Origin of the sequence: Nocardia sp. NPDC052112 (genome assembly GCF_040680135.1) — a bacterium.
GTDB lineage: Bacteria > Actinomycetota > Actinomycetes > Mycobacteriales > Mycobacteriaceae > Nocardia.
In genome coordinates this window covers 13,165-32,420 of sequence record NZ_JBFAWD010000037.1, presented here as the reverse complement: position 1 = coordinate 32,420, position 19,256 = coordinate 13,165, and the positions used below count along the sequence as shown (strand labels likewise).

At 65.4% G+C, this 19,256-nt stretch carries 21 protein-coding genes, 1 pseudogene and 1 riboswitch; of the genes and pseudogenes, 6 read left to right on the top strand and 16 right to left on the bottom strand.

Features of this window, described 5'->3' with window-relative positions; translation table 11 throughout:
* Positions 1 to 808, top strand: an 808-nt coding sequence (locus AB0L58_RS39400; protein ID WP_364395741.1) for a TetR/AcrR family transcriptional regulator, incomplete at its 5' end; no start/stop codon positions are given.
* Positions 809 to 813: 5 nt separating this feature from the next.
* On the opposite strand, the gene AB0L58_RS39395 is transcribed toward AB0L58_RS39400, so the two are convergent.
* The 3 genes from AB0L58_RS39395 to AB0L58_RS39385 are packed head-to-tail and all read right to left on the bottom strand — an operon-like array spanning position 814 to position 2,652.
* On the bottom strand, positions 814 to 1,299 hold the full coding sequence (locus AB0L58_RS39395; RefSeq protein WP_364395740.1) for a barstar family protein: 486 nt from the start codon (positions 1,297 to 1,299) through the stop codon (positions 814 to 816).
* Positions 1,299 to 1,784 (bottom strand): ribonuclease domain-containing protein, encoded by a 486-nt coding sequence (locus tag AB0L58_RS39390; protein ID WP_364395738.1) that lies wholly within the window; start codon positions 1,782 to 1,784, stop codon positions 1,299 to 1,301. Before AB0L58_RS39390 ends, AB0L58_RS39395 begins: the two co-directional genes overlap by 1 nt.
* A 52-nt stretch (positions 1,785 to 1,836) precedes the next feature.
* A complete protein-coding gene (locus AB0L58_RS39385; RefSeq protein ID WP_364395736.1) occupies positions 1,837 to 2,652 on the bottom strand; it encodes an exodeoxyribonuclease III in 816 nt (271 codons plus the stop codon).
* Between the two features lie 70 nt (positions 2,653 to 2,722).
* Between AB0L58_RS39385 and AB0L58_RS39380 the strand changes: the two genes are divergently transcribed.
* Positions 2,723 to 3,577, top strand: a complete 855-nt coding sequence (locus AB0L58_RS39380) for an alpha/beta hydrolase (RefSeq protein WP_364395734.1) — start codon at positions 2,723 to 2,725, stop codon at positions 3,575 to 3,577.
* Positions 3,578 to 3,583: 6 nt separating this feature from the next.
* Here AB0L58_RS39380 and AB0L58_RS39375 read toward each other — a convergent pair whose 3' ends face one another.
* From AB0L58_RS39375 to AB0L58_RS39335, 9 genes and pseudogenes are all read right to left on the bottom strand, one after another.
* Complete coding sequence (locus AB0L58_RS39375; protein ID WP_364395732.1) at positions 3,584 to 4,846, bottom strand: acyl-CoA dehydrogenase family protein; 1,263 nt, start codon at positions 4,844 to 4,846, stop codon at positions 3,584 to 3,586.
* 27 nt (positions 4,847 to 4,873) lie between these two features.
* A complete protein-coding gene (locus AB0L58_RS39370; RefSeq protein WP_364395730.1) occupies positions 4,874 to 5,752 on the bottom strand; it encodes an SDR family oxidoreductase in 879 nt (292 codons plus the stop codon).
* A gap of 11 nt (positions 5,753 to 5,763) precedes the next feature.
* Positions 5,764 to 6,657: a MaoC/PaaZ C-terminal domain-containing protein gene (locus AB0L58_RS39365; RefSeq protein WP_364395728.1), complete on the bottom strand. Its 894-nt coding sequence runs from the start codon at positions 6,655 to 6,657 to the stop codon at positions 5,764 to 5,766.
* Between the two features lie 17 nt (positions 6,658 to 6,674).
* Complete coding sequence (locus AB0L58_RS39360; RefSeq protein ID WP_364395726.1) at positions 6,675 to 7,112, bottom strand: SRPBCC family protein; 438 nt, start codon at positions 7,110 to 7,112, stop codon at positions 6,675 to 6,677.
* 57 nt (positions 7,113 to 7,169) lie between these two features.
* A complete protein-coding gene (locus AB0L58_RS39355; RefSeq protein ID WP_364395724.1) occupies positions 7,170 to 8,375 on the bottom strand; it encodes a lipid-transfer protein in 1,206 nt (401 codons plus the stop codon).
* A 258-nt stretch (positions 8,376 to 8,633) separates the two neighbouring features.
* Positions 8,634 to 8,873 (bottom strand): annotated as a pseudogene (locus AB0L58_RS39350) (FAD-dependent oxidoreductase); the annotation flags it as partial.
* 142 nt (positions 8,874 to 9,015) lie between these two features.
* Complete coding sequence (locus AB0L58_RS39345; RefSeq protein WP_364395722.1) at positions 9,016 to 9,669, bottom strand: helix-turn-helix domain-containing protein; 654 nt, start codon at positions 9,667 to 9,669, stop codon at positions 9,016 to 9,018.
* A 36-nt stretch (positions 9,670 to 9,705) separates the two neighbouring features.
* A complete protein-coding gene (locus AB0L58_RS39340; RefSeq protein ID WP_364395720.1) occupies positions 9,706 to 9,984 on the bottom strand; it encodes a hypothetical protein in 279 nt (92 codons plus the stop codon).
* Between the two features lie 24 nt (positions 9,985 to 10,008).
* The gene (locus AB0L58_RS39335) at positions 10,009 to 10,563 is read right to left on the bottom strand and encodes a TIGR03086 family metal-binding protein (RefSeq protein WP_364395718.1); all 555 of its coding nucleotides are present in this window, start codon (positions 10,561 to 10,563) and stop codon (positions 10,009 to 10,011) included.
* Between the two features lie 176 nt (positions 10,564 to 10,739).
* Between AB0L58_RS39335 and AB0L58_RS39330 the strand changes: the two genes are divergently transcribed.
* The gene (locus tag AB0L58_RS39330; protein ID WP_364395716.1) at positions 10,740 to 11,351 is read left to right on the top strand and encodes a TetR/AcrR family transcriptional regulator; all 612 of its coding nucleotides are present in this window, start codon (positions 10,740 to 10,742) and stop codon (positions 11,349 to 11,351) included.
* Positions 11,352 to 11,409: 58 nt separating this feature from the next.
* Positions 11,410 to 11,823, top strand: a complete 414-nt coding sequence (locus AB0L58_RS39325; protein ID WP_364395714.1) for a nitroreductase family deazaflavin-dependent oxidoreductase — start codon at positions 11,410 to 11,412, stop codon at positions 11,821 to 11,823.
* Here AB0L58_RS39325 and AB0L58_RS39320 read toward each other — a convergent pair.
* The 3 genes from AB0L58_RS39320 to AB0L58_RS39310 form a co-directional block, all read right to left on the bottom strand.
* Entirely contained in the window at positions 11,820 to 12,959 is a 1,140-nt protein-coding gene (locus AB0L58_RS39320; RefSeq protein WP_364395842.1) for an MFS transporter, read from the bottom strand. The two genes, AB0L58_RS39325 and AB0L58_RS39320, sit on opposite strands and share 4 nt — an antisense overlap.
* Before the next feature lie 407 nt (positions 12,960 to 13,366).
* On the bottom strand, positions 13,367 to 14,584 hold the full coding sequence (locus tag AB0L58_RS39315) for an NADP-dependent isocitrate dehydrogenase (RefSeq protein WP_364395712.1): 1,218 nt from the start codon (positions 14,582 to 14,584) through the stop codon (positions 13,367 to 13,369).
* A 286-nt stretch (positions 14,585 to 14,870) separates the two neighbouring features.
* Positions 14,871 to 16,364: an MFS transporter gene (locus AB0L58_RS39310; protein WP_364395710.1), complete on the bottom strand. Its 1,494-nt coding sequence runs from the start codon at positions 16,362 to 16,364 to the stop codon at positions 14,871 to 14,873.
* Positions 16,365 to 16,499: 135 nt separating this feature from the next.
* Between AB0L58_RS39310 and AB0L58_RS39305 the strand changes: the two genes are divergently transcribed.
* Both AB0L58_RS39305 and AB0L58_RS39300 read left to right on the top strand, forming a co-directional pair.
* Positions 16,500 to 17,249: a TetR family transcriptional regulator gene (locus tag AB0L58_RS39305; protein ID WP_364395708.1), complete on the top strand. Its 750-nt coding sequence runs from the start codon at positions 16,500 to 16,502 to the stop codon at positions 17,247 to 17,249.
* Positions 17,250 to 17,292: 43 nt separating this feature from the next.
* Positions 17,293 to 17,403, top strand: a riboswitch (SAM riboswitch).
* Positions 17,404 to 17,733: 330 nt separating this feature from the next.
* The gene (locus AB0L58_RS39300; RefSeq protein ID WP_364395706.1) at positions 17,734 to 18,888 is read left to right on the top strand and encodes a homoserine O-acetyltransferase; all 1,155 of its coding nucleotides are present in this window, start codon (positions 17,734 to 17,736) and stop codon (positions 18,886 to 18,888) included.
* 25 nt (positions 18,889 to 18,913) lie between these two features.
* Here the strand turns inward: AB0L58_RS39300 and AB0L58_RS39295 are convergent, their stop codons facing one another.
* Positions 18,914 to 19,186 (bottom strand): PIN domain-containing protein, encoded by a 273-nt coding sequence (locus AB0L58_RS39295; protein WP_364395704.1) that lies wholly within the window; start codon positions 19,184 to 19,186, stop codon positions 18,914 to 18,916.
* Between the last annotated feature and the right edge of the window lie 70 nt (positions 19,187 to 19,256).

Genomic DNA, 19,256 nt, shown 5'->3' with positions numbered 1-19,256 from the left:
AAGCGGTGACAGCCCGGCGACCAGCGAGTCAGCGCGTAGCAAGTCCGCAGAGAGCGGTGGTCGAGCGACCAGCGGGCGAGCATCCCGTAACGAGTCCACAAGCGGCGACAGCCCCGCGACCAGCGAGTCAGCGCGTAGCAAGTCCGCAGAAAGCGGTGCACGGGCGACCGGTGGGCCTGCGCGGCGGACCTACGGCGGCGTCTCCGCCGACGAACGCCGGGCCCAGCGGCGTGCGGCACTGCTCGATGCCGCGCTGGAGATCATCGGCACCCAGGGCATCGCCAAGCTCACCGTCTCGGGGCTGTGCGCGCAGGCCGGACTCAACGAGCGCTACTACTACGAAAGCTTCGACAGCCGCGACGCGGTGCTCGCCGCGCTCATCGATCGGATCGCGGAGGAAATGGCCGGGGCGATCATCGGTGCGCTGCAGACCGCACCGGCCGACACCCGAGCCAAGGCACACGCCGCGATCTCCGCCGGCATACATCTGCTCACCGACGATCCGCGCAAGGCGCACGTCGCGCTGGTCGCGGGCATGGCGACGCCGGAGCTGCGCGCCCGCACGAACCAGACGGTGCGGGTTTTCGCGCGCCTGGTCGCCGCCGAGGGCATCGACTTCTATGGCATCACCGACCCGAATCCGGATCCGGCCATCGACTTTCGCGCCACCTATCTGGTCGGCGGCCTGGTCCAAACCCTCACCGCCTGGATACAGGACGACCTCCCCCTGACCCGCGACGAACTGATCGACCACACCACCGACGTCTTCGTACTCCTCGGCGAGGACCTCGCCCGCCGCCTCACCTGAGGGCGCTACGGGCTCAGGCGCACGATCTGCGGGTCGGCCGGTTCGCCTTGCAGCACGACCCGGAAGGCCAGGCCCTTGGTGGACCAGTAGTCGGCGGCTTCGCGCATGGCTTCGGTGAACCAGGTGCGTTCTTCCAGTTCGTCGACAAGCAGATCGGCCGAATCGCGGATCACGGCAACGTATCCGGCGGCGGAACCGACGAAATCGTCGAGATCGCGCAGGCATTCGTCGAAGGCATCCTTATTCGCCCCGAAGTAGTACGGGAATTGGAACGCGGCCGCGAATTCGTCGAAAACGCCTGCGGTGGTGCGCATTTTGGGGCCGCGCAGTTCACGTACCGCGTAATCGACGGGTGCGTCGTAGCGCACGCCGCTGAGGGTCGGGGCGTCCACGGGGAGGGCGCCGAGTACGGCGGTCGGTGCCGAGGCCGCCGCGTCGATGGACCGCTCGGCCTCGGGACGGGCAAGGAACTGCGATAACGGAACTGTCATCAGCGCATCCTCGTGAAGGTTTCGTAGTGGTCACCGGTGTACCAGGCCGAACCGTCGCTGCCGGTGACGATGCGTTCGGCATCGCGGGAACGGTTGGGCTGCTTCGGGTTCACATCCCATTCCTGGTAGGTGAGGGCCTTGCCCGCCGAATCCTTGGCGGGCAGGGTGCCGCCGCGGTTCATCCAGCGGTCACCGCCCTTGGTGCCGGGCGCATTCGCCGAATCCGGCCAGCGGCCCGCATCGATTTCGACCAGGGTCGTGTAGGCGCGGTCCGGAACGCCAGGGGCTCGAACGATGGATGTGGTGGTCACATCAGGGCCGCGCGCCGGGGCCACCACGCTGGCGCTGCGGGTGGTGGAGGTGACCGAGGCCGCGGTCGGCTTGCTGTCCCCGCCACCGCGCGCGGCGAGTAGGGCGATCACCAATGCCAGCAGGGCCACACCGAGCGCGGCGAAGGCGCGAACCCGCTTCGAGGAAATATTCATGCGCTCCCGATCTCCAGCACTGCCATATCGTGCACCATCCTCGCCGTGAATCTCAGCGATACTGCACCGTGACGGGCGCGTGGTCGGACCACCGCTCGGCATAGGTGGCGGCCCGTTCGACCACGGCCTGCTTCGCTCTGGTGGCCACCTCGCCGCGCGCCAGGTGGTAGTCGATGCGCCAACCCGCGTCGTTGTCGTAGGCGCGGCCGCGATAGGACCACCAGCTGTACGGGCCCGGGACGCCGGGATGCAGGCTGCGCACCACGTCCACGTATCCGGCGGCGAGCATGCCATCGATCCAGGCTCGCTCCTGCGGGAGGAAGCCGGAGTTCTTCAGGTTGCCCTTCCAGTTCTTGATATCGAGTTCGGTATGCGCGACATTCCAGTCGCCGCAGATCACGAAATCGCTGGTCTGCGCGCGCAGATGGGCGCCGACCTCATCGAGGAAGCGGTACTTCTCGTCCTGCATCGGCGTATCCGCCTCGCCGGTGTGCACATACACGCTGGCCACGGTCAATTCATCGAATTCGGCCTCGACATAGCGCCCGGTACCGGCGAATTCGGCGCTGGGCCGCCAAGTTCGGTCCTGCCAGCACCCGAGTCCGATGCGCACGGCACGGGGTTCGCGGCGGGACAGGATGCCGACTCCGGCCCGCCCCTTCGCGCCCGGCTCCGCATGCGTCAGATACCAGCCCGCGTCCAGTGCGGGCGCGAGCGCGGCACGGGTCTGCTCATCGGTCGCCCTGGTCTCCTGGAGGCAGATGACATCGGCCTCGGTGGCCGCCAGCCACTCGAGCATCCCCTTGCCCGTCTTGCCGGTCGCCGCACGGACGCCGTTCACATTGATCGTGGAGATGATGTATGGCACACAACGACCGTACAATGCTGGTCAGACGAACTCCCCCGGGACATCGCAGTCCAGGAAGGGGTGATTGACAATGATGTCAGGCACCACCAACTCCCCCGCCCGTCTCGCGCCCATCAAGGCGCTGCATGTCGGATCCGGTGATCCGGTCCTGCTCCTGCACGGGTTCATGCTCTCGCCGCACTGTTGGGAACAGGTTGCGCTGCGGCTTTCCGCGCATTGCGAGGTGTTCGCCCCCGCCTTCGCCGGCCACTGGGGTGGCGAACCGATCGACGGCTGGTCCACCGATGTCCATGCCCTCGCCGACCGGATCGAAGATCAACTCGACGAACTCGGTTGGCGTACCTGTCATATTGCGGGCAATTCACTCGGCGGCTGGGTCGGCTTCGAATTGGCCCGACGCGGCCGGGCCCGCACCCTGACCGCGATCGCACCGGCGGGCGGTTGGCAATCGCCCTCGCTCACCGAGTTCCGCATCGGCGTAAAATTCCTGTCGCTGGTTCCGATCGTCGAAATCGGTAAGCGCCTCGGCGGATTCGCGATCAACAATCCGATCGCGCAACGCTTCGCGCTGCTGTTGCTCAGCAAGAACGCCGCCGCTGTCTCGCGGCGCGATATCGCCGCCATGATCACGGCCGCGCTGCACTGCGATGCCATGGTCCCGATGATCCTGGGCACTATGCGCGCGCCCGCGCTGGAAGACCTGTCGAACCTCCCGACCCCGGTGCGTCTGCTGATGGCCGAATACGACCGGATCATCCCCAATCGGGTATATGCCCGCCGCTTCCTGCAGGAACTGCCCGACTCCGCCGACCGCATCCTCGTCAACGGCGTCGGGCACGTCCCCATGCTCGAGGCCCCGGACCGCATCGCGACCCTGATCGCCGAACACATCTACGCCAGCCGCACGCATTTGCGCGCGGTCTGACGCGCGCTACCTGGCGAGCAGGCCCTTGGCTACGTGGGTGACCTGGATTTCATTGCTGCCCGCATAGATCATCAGGGACTTGGCGTCGCGGGCGAGTTGTTCGACTCGGTATTCGGTCATATAACCGTTGCCGCCGAAGAGCTGGACCGCGTCCATGGCTACCTCGGTGGCGGCCTCGGAGGCGTAGAGCTTCATGGCCGAGGCCTCGGCCAGGGTCGGCGGCTTGCCCGCCTTGCCGCGCTCGAGGATGTTGAAGACCATGTTCTGCACATTGATCCGGGCGATCTCCATCTTGGCCAGCTTGAGCTGGACCAGCTGGAAGCGGCCGATCTCCTGGCCCCACAGCTTGCGGCTTTTGGCGTAGTCCAGGCAGAGCCGGTGGCATTCGTTGATGATGCCCAGCGCCATGAAGGCGACGCCGATGCGTTCGGCGGTGAAGCTGGAGCGGGCACTTTCGCGGCCGTCGCCGCCCTTGTGCTCCTCGGTCTCGCCGAGCAGCCGGTCGCGACCCACGCGCACATTGTCGAAAAACAATTCACCGGTCGGGGAGGCGTGCAGGCCCATCTTCTTGAACGGCTTGCCCTGGGTGAGGCCCGCCATATCCTTGTCGAGCACGAACGTGAGCACCTTGCGCTCGCGCTTATCGCCGCCTTCGCCCTCGTCGAGCTTCGCGTAGACGAGCATCACATCGGCATACGGACCGTTCGTGATGAAGGTCTTCTGCCCGTTGAGGATGTAGTCCTCGCCGTCGCGCCTGACGTAGGTCTTCATACCGCCGAACGCGTCCGAACCGGAGTCGGGCTCGGTAATCGCCCATGACGCAACCTTTTTCATGGTGACGATATCGGCAAGCCACCGCTCCTTCTGCGCAAGCGTGCCGCGCGAGAGGATGGTGGTTGCGCCGAGACCGATGCTGACACCCATCGCGGTGACCAGCCCCATGCAGACACCGGACAACTCCCCGATCAGCACCGCCATCAGCGATTCCTGTCCGGCGAACGGGCCACCGCCGGAAGATTTTTCGGACTTCTCGGGCAGCGACTCCCCGGCGGCCAGCGCCGCCGCCTTCTTACGCTCTTCGGCGAGCAGCCGCTGCACCGCCTCACCACCCATCGCATCGATTCCGAAGTCGCTGAACAACTTCCGGATGACCGGATAGGGAGTGAGCTCACCGCTCTCCAGCGCGTCGAGGTGCGGGCGGACCTCTTTGTCGATGAAGCTGCGCACCGCCTGGCGGATCATCTCATCGGTTTCGGACCATTCGAACATCGTCGTTCTCCTACAGTTTCCGCGAGATCAGGGCAGGCGAGCGGCAATATCGTCGATGACCCAGGGCCCGTCGGTCTCGATCGTCTTCACGTCATGCCAGCCTGCCAGCTCGGAGATGGCGCCGCCCTGTACCGCGAAAACCTTGCCGCTGATCGGGCATTTCTCCGAAGCCAGATAGGCGACCAGCGGAGCGATATTGGCCGGGCTGAACGCGTCGAAATCACCGTCCTCGATCGCCGCCGCCTCGGCGGCCAGCATCTCACCCATGCCGGGTGTGGCCAGGGTGAGCCGGGTGCGCGCGATCGGCGCGATCGCATTGACGCGGACGCCGTAGCGCGCGAGTTCGTCGGCCGCGACCAGGGTCAATGCGGCGATCGCGGCCTTGGCCGCGCCGTAGTTGGCCTGCCCCGCATTCGGGACGGTCGTTCCGGAGGCCGACGCGGTATTGATCACCGCGGCATTCGGCTGGTTGCCCGCCTTGCTCTGCGCCTTCCAGTACGCGGCCGCGTGGTGCAGCACCGCGGCGTGCCCCTTGAGATGTACCGCGATCACCGCATCCCACTGCGCCTCGTCCATGCCCGCGATGAAGGCGTCGCGCAGAATGCCCGCATTGTTCACTACGACGTCGAGTCCACCCAACTCCGAAATCGCCTGGGCGACAATACTACCCGCGCCCTCCCAGGTGGCGACGTTGTCCGTGTTGGCCACCGCCTTGCCGCCCGCGGCGATGATCTCGTTCACGACCTCCTGGGCCGGGCCGACATCCGAACCCTCACCGGTATTGCTGCCGCCGAGATCGTTCACGACGACGGCCGCACCTTCGCGGGCGAACAGCAAGGCGTGCGCACGCCCGATGCCGCGGCCCGCGCCGGTGATGACGGCGACCCGTCCTGCCAATGTACCCATCTACAGGCTCCTCAGTTGTTCGGTAGTTGGTCGGCGATTTCGGCGAGACCGTCGCTCAGGACGATGTCCGCGCCGCGGACGGTCTCGAAGGCGTATGTGGTGATGCCGTTTTCGGAGCCGACGCGCCAGATTCGGGTTTCCAGGTCGTCACCGGGGAAGACCATCTTGGCGAAGCGCACCGCGAACCGCTTCAGCCGGTTGACATCCGAACCCGCGACCTCGGTGAGCACGGCCCATGAGGCGAAGGCCATGGTGCACAGGCCGTGCGCGATGATCCCGGGCAGCCCCGCATCCTTGGCGACCTGTTCGTCCAGATGCAGCGGCACCGGATCACCGGAAGCGGGCGCATAGCGGTAGGTCTGGTCGAGGTCGACATGCTGAGACACCACCGCGACCGGCTCCTGCGCCCGCAGCTTCTCGTCGAATTTGTGTGCCGGAGCCGCGTCACCGACTGTCTTGCCCGCATCGATATTGCGGAAGAAGGCGGTCAGATACTGCTCGTTCACCAATTCCCCTGCCTCGGTGCGGCATTCGACGAGGATGGTGATGGTGCTGCCGTTCGAACGGCTGGTGTAGCCGATTGCCTTGGCCCGCGAGACCAGCTCGTCGCCCGGCCGGATCGCGCGATGGAAGTGGAAGTCCTGCTCCCCGTGTACGACTCGGCCGAAGATATCCATCGGCGCGACATCGATCACCGGCATCATCATGGCCTCGAAGACCGGCACGATGCCGAAGATCGGCGAGGCGACCCGGCCCACCAGATGCGCCTCGATCGGATCATTGGTCGCGGCGGCATATTCGGCGATTCGCTCCCGAGTGACCTCGAAATGTTCATCGTCACACCAGTTTTCGAGCCCGCTGTCGTCGAATTCCACCAGCCGCGCCGCGGCGGCCTCCGCTGTCATCACCTGCTCCTGCCGAATCAGGCCGAGGCCAGCGCGTCGAGTTGCTCGAGCGAGCGGTCCAGTTGCTTCAGACCGTCCTTCTCGACCGCCTTGCCGAGTGCGCCCTTGATCAACGCGCCCTCGAAGTCACCCGAGACCACGATGGTGCTGCCGCCATCACCCTTGGGCTGGATATCGAAGGTGAATTCGGTCTTCACCCCGGCCATTCCCGTGCCACCGAGGGTGAGCTTGCTCGGCGGCTCGACCGCGACGACGGTCCATTCCAGCTTGTTGGCCATGCCGAGCATGACGATCTTCGCGACCAGCTTGGCCCCCTCCGCCAACGTGGCGGGCGGCTCCTCCATGAAGCGCTCGTGGATGGTGAACCACTTGTCCCAGGTCTGCGGGTCGGAGACGACCGCCCAGAGCGCGTCCGGGGTGGCATTGACGTCCTTGGTGGCTTCGATGTGGCCCATGCGTTACTCCTCGTCGAGTGAATGTCGTTGCTGCATTACGGCTTTCGCCAGCGGAAATCAGCGGTCGGCGCGCTGGTAGGCCGTGACGACCGCGGCGCCGCCGAGCCCGATATTGTGCTGCAGCGCGGCGGTGACGTTGTCGACCTGGCGCAGATCCGCGGCACCGCGCAGTTGCCAGGTGAGTTCGGAGCACTGCGCCAACCCCGTTGCGCCCAAGGGATGTCCCTTGGAGATCAACCCGCCGGAGGGGTTCACGACCCACTTGCCGCCGTAGGTGGTCTGGTTGTCGTCGATCAGCTTTCCGGCCGCACCCTCGCCGCAGAGTCCGAGGGCCTCGTAGAGCAGCAGTTCGTTGGCCGAGAAGCAGTCGTGCAGCTCGATGACCTGGAAGTCCTCCGGTCCGAGGCCGGACTGCCGGTAAACCTTTTGTGCGGCTTGAACATTCATGTCATAGCCGATGAGGTTCTTGGCGGTGTTGTCGAAGGTGGAGGCGAAGTCGGTGGTCATCGCCTGGCCGACGATCTCCACCGCCTGCGCGGCGAGGTCGTGCGAATTCACGAAATCCTCGCTGGCCAGCACGACCGCACCCGAACCGTCCGAGGTCGGCGAACACTGCAATTTGGTGAGCGGGTCGTAGATCATCCGGGAGGCCAGGATGTCATCGAGCGAATACGCTTCCTGGAACTGCGAATACGGATTGTTCACCGAATGCTTGTGGTTCTTGTAGCCGATCTTCGCGAAATGCTCCGCGGTGGTGCCGTACTGCTTCATATGCTCGCGCCCCGCCGCGCCGAACATCCAGGGCGCCACCGGGAAAAGCACCTCGGAGATCTCTGCGAGTGCCATGACATGCCTGGCCATCGGCTGTTCGCGATCGTCCCAGGTGGAACCGAGCGAGCCCGGCTGCATCTTCTCGAACCCCAATGCCAGCGTGCAATCGGCCAGCCCGCCCCGAATCGCCTGTGCCGCGAGGAAAAGCGCGGTGGATCCGGTCGAGCAGTTGTTATTGACATTGACCACCGGAATGCCGGTCATGCCCAGTTCGTAGACGGCGCGCTGTCCGGAGGTGGATTCGCCGTAGACATAACCGACGTAGGCCTGCTCGACTTCGCGATAGTCGATCCCGGCATCGGCGAGTGCCTTGGTACCCGACTCCCGTGCCATATCCGGGTAGTCCCAAGCGCTGCCGTCCTCGTTCTTACGACGACCCGGCTTTTCGAACTTCGTCATGCCGACGCCTACGACGTAGACCTTGTTCGCCATCGAACTCCTCACGTAGTACCTGACCCGGTGTGACCGATGCGCCGAAGTCGACAGCCCGCAGTGACCGGTCTCGCCCGGATCGAACAAAAACAAACATACAGAGCTGTATGTAAGGCTGCAATAGCTCGGCGTAACCCCGCCCGTATCAAGAGAGGGTTCCCAGCTCAGATGGGTCAGCTGCAACATGCCGTGCGTAGCAGAATTGCGCCATCCACCAAGGGCCAATCAGACCGCCTTGAACCTCACCGAACCGGGACCCGCGCTTTCGTGTGCGATGCCGACCTGCCCGGTGGCCAGATACCGGAGTCCGCCGTGCAACAGCTTGGAACTCCACCGGCTCGTACCGAATGCCAGATCGTGCCGCCCCACCAGCACGGTCCGCAATCCGCGCGCCGCGGCGTCGAGCGCGGCACCTGCCCGGTCACACCGCCGAGTCGGCGCGGCGGCGGCGATGATGGTTCCGGCGTCGGAATGTCGGGCGCTGCCGCAGACGGGCATGATCATCGTGGTGCCCGGACCGGAAATTCAGTAAACAAGCTCATCGGTGCTTCGCGCCGATTAGCGCGCGGCACATACCACCCGCGCCAACAACTACGCCCCAGCAGGCCATGGGATTGATAAAGCCCTGTAGCCGTATTGACTATTCGGCGCGCCCCAGCAATGGTCGCGCCGCCAGTGCGGCAGTGGCGACCTCCCGCAGATGCGCGGACGCCCGCCGCCAACGCCGGTGCGCCCGTTCGGAATCCGGATCGATGAAGTCGGAGACCAGGATTCCGCGCAGCGCATCCATCGCGGTGTAGACGAAATCGCGAGCTTCCTTGCGCCGCATCTCATCCGGGACGAATCGGGCGACCGCCATCAGCACCGCATTGTTGACGAACGGCTCGACCTTCTCCATGGCCGAGGCAAGTACCGGATCGGTCCGGCCCGCCACCCATAGCTCGGCGGTGGCGATGAACAGCGGCCCCTGATGTAGCTCCCACAGGAAATCCAGGGCCGCCCCCACGGGATCGTTGCCGCCTTGGACCTTGGACATCTCCCGCATCGCGGTCTCCGCACGCAGTTGCGCCAGATGACTGATCGCCGCGACCACCAGATCGGTCTTGGACCCGAAGTGGTGCACCTGGGCCCCGCGGGTGACTCCGGCCCGCTCGGCGACCCGTGGCGTCGTCGTCCCCGCATAACCGTATTCGACCAGACACTCGATGGTCGCATCGAGCAGCCGGGTGCGCATCTCACTACTACGCTGCTCTTGCGTGCGGCGCTGTTGCTTGGACGCTTCGGACCTGGTCATTCCGGCGATTCTACACTTACATACAGATCTGTATGTTCATTGCCTCTCGTAGCCGATCAGGAGCTGTGACGCGAGGGCGCTCATCGGCGCGGCCTCGATCGGACACTGCGCGCAACCACATCGCAGCGGATAACTGATGTCGACACACTCCGGGGATTCGCGCTGTTCGACCGAAGCAGACGACGACCCGGCGATGGCCGACGACACGGCGAAGGCCGACGACACGGCGAAGGCCGACGACACGGCGAAGGCCGACGACACGGCGAAGGCCGACGACACGGCGAAGGCCGACGACACGGCGAAGGCCCGTCGCATTAATGCGACGGGGCCTAGCGATGATCAGGCTCGGCCGACGTAGGCGAGCATCCGACGGTGCGCAGGGGCGTCAGCGGGCACCTCGACCTCGGGACCGAACATCCCTGGTACGCGGAAGCTTTCGAGGCCCATCTCATGCATGATCGTCAGCATCTCCGCGCACAGTCGGTCGTCGACCAGGCCCTCCTGCCCGATGGCGACCGCCAGATCGACACCGTGCACGACGAGTTCGGTCAGGTGGATCACCGCTGCCATCGGCCCCGGCACCTCGCCGAAGCCGAGGCGCACCGGCCGTTCGAGTGCGTCGGGGCGATGCCAGGCCGCACGGTCGAGCTCGGCCGCCTCGGCGTAGGCGCCCTGCGGGTCGGTGCCGAGCCAGTCGTCGTGGTGGTCGCGAACCGGAGTCAGGCCTTGCAGTTGGGCGGCAAAGATATTCATGCCGCCCACCAAGTGGTTGAGCAGTTCGCGCAGATCCCATTCCCGGCACGGTGTCGGTGCGCTCATGTGTTCTGCGGCAATGCCTTTGACGATGCGCCCGGTCATATCGATGGCGCGGTCGATACGGTTGATCATGGTCATGTCGGTCTCCTGAAAAATCTCTGATAGCTGGTACAGCGGTTGCAGGCCCGGTCGAGGGTGTCGTCCAGCCAGTCGTAGATGCGAGCCGCTCCTAAAAGCAGTTCGAAGCGGCGTTAAGAACACAGTAGCGGGCTGTGGCACGCAAACGCAACTATCAACTGCGTTAAAGTGGCGTCATGGAGGAACAGGCTCGCTCCCGCCGTCCCGGAGGTCGCAGCGCCCGCGTGCGCGCGGCGGTATACCGGGCGGTCACCGAACTGGTCGCCGAACGCGGCTACGGCAATTTCACGGTCGCCGATATCGCCGCGCGCGCCGGGGTCGCCGATACCAGCATCTACCGGCGCTGGGGCAATCTCGAGGCGCTGGCCATGGAGATGACCGTCGATCGGCTCGGCACCGAATCGGCGATGCCGAATACCGGTTCGCTCGAGGGCGATCTGCGCGCCTATGCCGCCAAGGCGGCACGCGATGTCAGCGGACCCGACGGATTGGCGTTGCTGCGCACGATTCTCGCGCTGCTCGACACCGGCGCGGCAGGCGAACCGACGCGCGACCGGTTCCTCGCCGAACGGGTGGACCAGGTCCAGGCCATGCTGGATCGCGCCACCGCCCGCGGCGAAGCGGCCCCCGAAGTCCTGGAGGTGGTCGACATCATCCTGGCCCCGCTCTACACCCGCACCCTGTTCGGCACCGGCCCGTTCACCGACGAATATGTCGATACGCTGGTCGACCGGCTATTGCACACGGCAGCGGCAGCCGATAGGCGAAAGAGAACGAAAGACAGCTGATGGGCCCGCCCATCGACGACGATTACCTCGACCCGATTTCTCGATCCGAGGAGCGCAGATGGCCAACGATTGGAATCAGAACATCATCGCGGAGTTCCGAGCGAATGCGGGCAAGGTCGGCGGCCCGTTCGAGGGCAAGGATCTCCTGCTGCTCACCACGACCGGCGCGAAAACGGGACTGCCGCGCACGAATCCGACGGCCTATATCCGCGACGGCGACCGTTTGGTGATCATCGCGTCCAAGGCGGGCGCACCCGAGCATCCGGCCTGGTATCACAATCTGCTGGCGAATCCGAAGGTCACGCTGGAGATCGGCACCGAGACCATCGAGGCGACGGCCACCCCGATCACCGGTGGTCCGGAACGGGATCGGCTCTATGCCGCGATGGTGGCGGTCATGCCGGGCTTCGCCGAATACGAGACCAGGACGGATCGGGTGATTCCGGTCGTCGCGCTGCAACCCGACACCTAAACCGCTGAGCGCCGAGCAATCCAGACGGTCACCGTGAACAGCAGAACACCCAGCACCGCCAACACCGCACCGACGGTCGCGGGCGCGGTGTAGCCCAGACCCGCCGCGATAACGAGTCCGCCCAACCACGCACCCGCCGCATTGGCGATATTCAGGGCCGCGTGATTGAGCGCTGCGGCGAGGGTCTGGGCGTCGGCGGCGACATCCATCAGCCGGGTTTGCAGACCGGGCGCGAGGGCCGCACCCGATGCGCCGATGAAGAAGGCACCGATGGCCGCCGTGTACGGATTGTGCGCGGCCACAACGAACCCCGCGAGGATGACGACCATCGCGATCATCGAGACATAGATCGCCCGGTCCACGCCGCGATCGGCCAGAATGCCGCCGACGATATTGCCCGCGACCATCCCGAGGCCGAAGAGCATGAGCACGAACGGCACCAGACCGAGTGCCATTCCGGCCACATCGGTCAGCGTGGTGGTGATGTAGGTGTAGACCGCGAACATGCCGCCGAAGCCGATCGCACCGACCAGCAGGGTCAGCAGCACCTGCGAGCGACGCAGCGCACCGAGTTCGGTCATCGGGTTGGTGATCCGAATACCGTGCAGTTCCGGAACGAACCGGATCAGGGCCGCGACGGTGGCGACACCGATCACCGCGACCACCACGAAGGCATCGCGCCAGCCGAGATGCTGGCCCAGCCAGGTCGCGCTGGGAACGCCGACAACATTGGCGGCGCTCAATCCCAACATCACCGCGGCAATCGCCTTGGCGCGCTGGCCCACCGGTGCCAATGTGGCGGCGGCCAGCGAGGCGACACCGAAGTACGCGCCGTGCGGCAGACCCGAAACGAACCGCGCGATGACCAGAGTTTCGAACGTGGGCGCGATAACCGTCGCCGCATTTCCGATGGTGAACGCCACCATCAGGGCGACGAGCAGACGTTTGCGCGGCACCCGCGCCGCGAGTGCGGCGATCAGCGGCGCGCCGACGACAACGCCGAGCGCGTAGGCCGATACGGCATGACCTGCCGTCGGCTCGGAAACGTGCATGGCGCTCGCGATATCGGGCAGCAAACCCATGGTGACGAATTCGGTTGTCCCGATTCCGAATCCACCGAGGGCAAGCGCCAGCATCGCCGGAATATGCCAGTCCGTCCGCTCGGCCTCGGTAGGTGCTGGGGTCTGCGTGGCAACGGTACTGGTCACGTCTTCATGTAACCGCCCGGCGACTGCCTCCACTTCCCGGGCAAAAGTGAGTTCCCCCACCTCAACATGAAGAAACCAGGCGAACGACTGCCACCCGGCGCGCGCCGGGCAGCCCGACGGCAACACGCGGCTGGTGGGTACCGGCAGGAGGGTTCGGATCGCCGGAAAGGTGCGGACTGCACTCGCGGAAAACAGTGCGGGCACCCATGCCACCGTCGTGGTGTGGGTGCCCGGCTCAGGGTTACTCGTCGGGGACGTCCAGACCTCGACCGCGCACTCACCGGCGGCCCGGTGCGAAGATCTCGCGGCACCGACCACCGGCAAGAGGCGCGGGCTCAGCGCAGGGCGCGGGCCAGGTTGGCGTCGAGCGCGCCGAGGAACTCCTCGGTGGTCAGGTAGCCCTGATCGCCGCCGACGAGCAGCGCCAGGTCCTTGGTCATCTGGCCGCCCTCGACGGTCTTGATGACGACATCCTCGAGTGTCTGCGCGAAGCCGATCACCTCGGGGGTGTTGTCCAGCTTGCCGCGGTGCTCGAGGCCGCGGGTCCAGGCGAAGATCGATGCGATCGGGTTGGTCGAGGTCGGCTTGCCCTGCTGGTGCTGGCGGTAGTGCCGGGTGACGGTGCCGTGCGCGGCCTCGGCCTCACAGGTCTTGCCGTCCGGGGTGAGCAGCACCGAGGTCATCAGGCCGAGCGAACCGAAGCCCTGGGCCACGGTGTCGGACTGCACGTCGCCGTCGTAGTTCTTGCAGGCCCAGACGTAGCCGCCCTCCCACTTCATGGAGGAGGCGACCATATCGTCGATCAGACGGTGCTCGTAGGTGAGGCCCGCGGCATCGAACTGGGTCTTGAACTCGGCCTCGAAGACTTCCTGGAAGGTGTCCTTGAACATGCCGTCGTAGGCCTTGAGGATGGTGTTCTTGGTCGACATGTAGACCGGGTAGTTCTGCTGCAGCCCGTAGTTGAACGAGGCCCGCGCGAAGTCCTCGATGGACTTCTTGAAGTTGTACATGCCCATGACGACGCCGCCGTCCTCGGGCATCTGCACGACCTCGTGCACGATCGGCTCGCTACCGTCGTCGGGGGTGAAGGTGAGGGTGACGGTGCCGCCCTGGAACACCTTGAAGTCGGTGGCGCGGTACTGATCGCCGAATGCGTGACGGCCGATGATGATGGGCTTGGTCCAGCCGGGGACCAGACGCGGCACGTTCGAGATGATGATCGGCGCGCGGAAAATGGTTCCGCCGAGGATGTTGCGGATGGTGCCGTTGGGCGAGCGCCACATCTTCTTCAGGCCGAATTCCTCGACCCTGGCCTCATCCGGGGTGATCGTGGCGCATTTGACGCCGACACCGTGTTCCTTGATCGCGTTCGCCGCGTCGATCGTGACCTGGTCGTCTGTCTTGTCCCGATATTCGATGCCGAGGTCGTAGTACTCGAGGTTCACATCGAGATACGGGTGGATCAGCTTGTCCTTGATGAACTGCCAGATGATCCGGGTCATCTCGTCGCCGTCGAGTTCGACGACGGTGCCTTCAACCTTGATCTTGGACATGGATCTTCGTGTCCTCCTAGGATGGTGCCCTCATTGCACGGCCAGGCGAACACTTGTGAGCGGACCCCAGCTGTTCCAACAGACAACGTATATGTCCCGCGTTGTCCGCGAGACATGTGGTGCAAACAAGACAAGCGTACTGCTGCCATTGACCTCACCGCGCGGGCAGCCCCCCATGTGAAGCCGCCCGAAATTGTTACCGACAAGTAGGTCGGCGAGGCCGCGCACCTGCCGAAACAGCGATGTCCGGGTATCCCATCGGACACCCGGACACGCTATTGCAGGATCAGACCGCGACCGGAATCCGCGCGTCTTCCTCGGATCCCTCGATCAGATTCTCCGGCTTGTCCCGAATCATCAACGCGATCACCGGAATTGCCGCGAGGAAGAATCCGGCACCGACATAGAACGCGACGTCGTAGCTGTGGATCGAAGCGCGGGCCAGCAGATTGTCGAGCGTCGGATTGTTCTGCGCGAAGGTCTTGGCCGTCTGCACCGAGATGGTGGTGAGCAGTGCGGTGCCGACCGCGCCGCCGACCTGCTGTGCCGCATTCAACAGCGCACTGGCCACACCCGAGTCCTCCTCCTCGACCTGATGCAGCGCGACGGTCTGCATTCCGACGAACAGCGGGCCCATACCGAGCGCGATCAGCAACTGCGCGGGCAGCACACCGGCGGCGTAGCTGTCTCCGTAGCTCAGCTGCGCCAGCCACACCAGACCCAGCACACCGAGCACGGCCCCGGCCACCATCAGCGGCCGCGGACCCAGCTTCGGCAGCAGCGCACTGGTGACACCGGCCGAGATCGCGATGCCCGCCGGGAACGGCAGGAAGGCGACACCGGCCTTCAGCGACGAGTAGCCCAGCGTGATCTGGAAGTAGTAGCTCAGGAACAGGAACATCGCGAACATCGCGATCGGGATCAGCAGCGCGGCGAGGAAGGCGCCACCACGGTTGATCTCCCCCGGAATATGCAGCGGCAGCAGCGGATTCGACGAGCGACGCTCGATGGCGACGAAGGCGATCAGCAGCGCGACGCCGATGACGAGCAGCCCGAGGGTGCTACCGGCCAGCCAGCCGTCCTCGGCGGCGCGGCTGAATCCGTACACGATGGCGATCAGACCGAGCGTCACGGTGACCGCGCCGGGTACGTCATAGCCGCCTGCTCGCGGTGTCGGCACATCCTTGACCACGAAGGCCAGCGCACCGAGCAGTGCGAGCAGTGCGATCGGGGTGTTCACCAGCAGGCACCAGCGCCAGGAGGCGTATTCGGTCAGCGCTCCACCCGCGATCAGGCCGAGTGCCGCACCACCCGCGGAAATACCGGCGAAGACGCCGAACGCGGTCGCCCGCTCCTTGGCCTCGGTGAAGGTCACCGAGAGCAGTGACAGTGCCGCGGGCGCGAGCAGCGCCGCGAAAGCACCTTGCAGTGCCCGTCCGGCGAACAGCTCCGCGCCGTTCTGCGCCAGACCCGCCACCGCGGACGCCCCGGCGAAGCCGACCAGGCCGACGATGAAGACCCGACGCCGCCCGAGGTAGTCGGCCAGCCGTCCACCGAGCAGCAGCAGGCCGCCGAAGATCAGCGTGTACGCGGTCAGCATCCACTGCCGATTGCCGTCGCTGATCTCCAGATCCTGCTGGGCGAACGGCAGCGAGATGGTCACGATGGTGGCGTCGAGAACCACCATGAGCTGGGCCAAGGCGATCACCCCCAAGGCCAACCAGCGTGCCGAGCTCGATTGTCTTTCCACAACTTCCACCGCTGTCGCAGTCTCGCTCACCTTGGTCTCCTAGCCGTCTCGAAGTCGTGCAGCCATCCTGTCATTGGCCGACATTTGTCGTCAAGAGAAAAATGTCGCAATCAGACATTTGACTGTTAAGGACACAAACCGTCCCGATTGCGATAGCATGGGGCCATGCTCGAGTCATCAACGCCGATCGGCGCGAGCGCGACAGCCGAGGAGGCTGTGCGCGCTCCAGCGAATCCAGGGCCCAGTGCGCCCGGCGGCGTGAGCATGGGATTGCGCGAACGCAAAAAGCAGCAGACCCGATTGCGCATCATCGAGGTGGCGCTCGACCTGTGCGACGCACAGGGCTTCGACGCGACGACGGTCGAACAGATCGCGGACCGCGCGGATGTGTCCCCCCGCACGATCAACCGATACTTCGACAGCAAAGAAGCGATCATCCTGGGTCCGGTCAAGGATTTCGGCCTCGCCATCGCCGAATGCCTGCGCGGACTCCCGGTCACCGGCAATGAGCTGCAATCGCTGCGCGAGGCCTTCCTGCAGGTCGTCGACCACGCCTCGGAAAGCACCGAGGGATCGCTGTCGTTCCGGCGCTTCCAACAGATGCAGCGGATCCTGCGGAGCAGTCCGACGGTCAGCGCGCAGAGCATGGAGCTGGCCGACGATAAGAACGTCGCGATCGCCGACGCGATCGCGGAGCGACTCGGCACCCAGCCCGACGCGCTACCGGTCCAACTGGTCGTCGGTGCCTGGCAGCTGATCGGCCACCTCAGCATGGAGTGCCAGCAGTCGATCTTCGACGACGAGGACACCGCAGCGGCCGCCACCGCGGCCCGCGCCGCATTCACCACGTCATACGACGAATTCATGCGCGTATGCGCCGGACGTCCGGCGACCGAACCGGCGGAAAACCGGTAACGGATTTCAGTCGCCGACCGCCCGCCGGTTACCATGTCCGTCAGGTCATGAGTGCCAGCGCGAAGCCCCGGCTTGCTGGACGGCAACCCTCCAGCAGCGGTGGGGTGCTCCGGGTGATGACCGGGCTCTCGATGGTCGAGGGCAAGCGCGCACTTCAGGAGGTTTCCGATGAGTTGTTGTCCGTCACCCGCACTCCGATAAGACCTGCTGGCGAACAACCCTGTGGAGCACGGTATGAGTGACCCCATCGCGTCCGCGACCGATCGGTTCGTCGCAAGCGAGCAGATCACCGGCGCACACACCCGCCCGATCTACCGGACCGCGGCCCGGTTCAGCCGGGTAGCTAACATCGGGGATGTGCGTTCTCTCCCGATTCACCCGGCGTCCGCGACGCACGGTTTCCCGGGGGCGACATCATGAGCGAGCGAACCATCGACACCGCGCACTCGGTCGCGACGGAGCCGAGCACCGGCGAGGCGGAGTCGTGACCGTGAGCACCGAACAAGGTACCGCGCACTCGTCCGCGGCGGCCCTGCCACCGCCGGACGGGCGGCTCGGCATCATCGCCATCGGGGAGGTGCGGCTGGAGAGCGGCGCGGTCCTCCCGGACGTACATCTGGCCGTGCAGCGCTGGGGTCAGCTCTCCCCCGCATTGGACAATGTGGTGCTCGTCGAGCACGCGCTGACCGGCGATTCACATGTCGTCGGGGTGCCCGACGATATCCATCCGCTGCCCGGCTGGTGGGACGGCATGGTCGGTCCGGGTGCACCGGTGGATACCGACGAATGGTGCGTCATCGCGACGAATGTGCTGGGCGGCTGTAAGGGCAGCACCGGCCCCTCGACGCTGGCACCGGATGGAAAGCCCTGGGGCTCGAGGTTTCCGGAGATCTCGATCCGAGATCAGGTGACCGCGGAAGCGGCACTGCTCGACCTGCTCGGCATCGAACGCCTGGCCGCTGTCGTCGGCGGTTCGATGGGCGGTATGCGGGTGCTGGAATGGATGATCGGCGCGCCGGAACGGGTCGGATCCGCACTGGTACTCGCCGTCGGCGCACGTGCCACCGCCGACCAGATCGGCACGCAGACAACGCAAATCGCCGCCATCAAGGCCGATCCGGACTGGCAGGGCGGCGACTACCACGATACCGATCGCGCCCCCATGACCGGTATGGGCATCGCCCGTCGCATCGCCCACCTGACCTACCGCACCGAGGGCGAACTCGATCACCGCTTCGAGAACCATGCACAGGGCGACGAGGACCCGTGGCGCGGCGGCCGCTATGCGGTGCAGAGCTATCTGGACCACCAGTCCGAAAAGCTTTGTAGCCGTTTCGATCCCGCCACCTATGTCCTACTTACCGAGGCGATGAACCGGCACGACATCGGCCGCGGGCGCGGCGGTATCGCGGCCGCCCTCGCCGCCACCCCGGTTCCGTGCGTGGTCGGCGGTGTCGACTCGGATCGCTTGTACCCGTTGCGAACTCAGCAGGAATTGGCCGACGGATTGCCCGGCTGCGAGGGGCTCGAGATCGTGCACTCCCGCGACGGCCACGACGGCTTTCTCACCGAAGCCGCCGCGGTATCCAAACTGCTGACCGAAACCATGCGATTGGCGCGAGTCAGTCGCACCAGCTGAAGGTTCGCCGTCTCCATGGCCACCGTCAGTCAGGTAGCAGGCGAAGCGGAGCCGAATGATGGGTTCGGACAGCGCTGAAATGCCGACGATCCAGGGTAGCGACCTCATTTACCTCGAGTCGTTCAGCCACGGCAAGGACGGCGGCATCGACGGCACCCAGCGGGAAGTCGGAGTACTTTCGGACCAACTCGGCCATCCGCAGTAGATCGGTTCGAGTGAGATCGACGAGCTCGATCTCCTCGTTGGCGATCGATTCCAGAAACCTGGCCTCAGCCGAAGGCCCGACACGAGTTTCCAAGAATTAGCACACTTCCGCGAGAACTGGACCAGGCACAAGCAATGGTCCAGCATGGGTCTCGAGGAGATCA

Bases quoted from the DNA above. Each gene is read 5' to 3' on its own strand.
- AB0L58_RS39365 (WP_364395728.1), bottom strand. From the start codon at position 6,657: ATGACAGCGGAGGCCGCCGCGGCGCGGCTGGTGGAATTCGACGACAGC.
- AB0L58_RS39395 (WP_364395740.1), bottom strand. From the start codon at position 1,299: ATGACAGTTCCGTTATCGCAGTTCCTTGCCCGTCCCGAGGCCGAGCGG.
- AB0L58_RS39330 (WP_364395716.1), top strand. From the start codon at position 10,740: ATGGAGGAACAGGCTCGCTCCCGCCGTCCCGGAGGTCGCAGCGCCCGC.
- AB0L58_RS39360 (WP_364395726.1), bottom strand. From the start codon at position 7,112: ATGGGCCACATCGAAGCCACCAAGGACGTCAATGCCACCCCGGACGCG.
- AB0L58_RS39390 (WP_364395738.1), bottom strand. From the start codon at position 1,784: ATGAATATTTCCTCGAAGCGGGTTCGCGCCTTCGCCGCGCTCGGTGTG.
- AB0L58_RS39375 (WP_364395732.1), bottom strand. From the start codon at position 4,846: ATGTTCGAATGGTCCGAAACCGATGAGATGATCCGCCAGGCGGTGCGC.
- AB0L58_RS39345 (WP_364395722.1), bottom strand. From the start codon at position 9,669: ATGACCAGGTCCGAAGCGTCCAAGCAACAGCGCCGCACGCAAGAGCAG.
- AB0L58_RS39340 (WP_364395720.1), bottom strand. From the start codon at position 9,984: ATGCGACGGGCCTTCGCCGTGTCGTCGGCCTTCGCCGTGTCGTCGGCC.
- AB0L58_RS39315 (WP_364395712.1), bottom strand. From the start codon at position 14,584: ATGTCCAAGATCAAGGTTGAAGGCACCGTCGTCGAACTCGACGGCGAC.
- AB0L58_RS39380 (WP_364395734.1), top strand. From the start codon at position 2,723: ATGATGTCAGGCACCACCAACTCCCCCGCCCGTCTCGCGCCCATCAAG.
- AB0L58_RS39320 (WP_364395842.1), bottom strand. From the start codon at position 12,959: ATGCTGGCGCTTGCCCTCGGTGGATTCGGAATCGGGACAACCGAATTC.
- AB0L58_RS39335 (WP_364395718.1), bottom strand. From the start codon at position 10,563: ATGACCATGATCAACCGTATCGACCGCGCCATCGATATGACCGGGCGC.
- AB0L58_RS39355 (WP_364395724.1), bottom strand. From the start codon at position 8,375: ATGGCGAACAAGGTCTACGTCGTAGGCGTCGGCATGACGAAGTTCGAA.
- AB0L58_RS39305 (WP_364395708.1), top strand. From the start codon at position 16,500: ATGCTCGAGTCATCAACGCCGATCGGCGCGAGCGCGACAGCCGAGGAG.
- AB0L58_RS39325 (WP_364395714.1), top strand. From the start codon at position 11,410: ATGGCCAACGATTGGAATCAGAACATCATCGCGGAGTTCCGAGCGAAT.
- AB0L58_RS39370 (WP_364395730.1), bottom strand. From the start codon at position 5,752: ATGGGTACATTGGCAGGACGGGTCGCCGTCATCACCGGCGCGGGCCGC.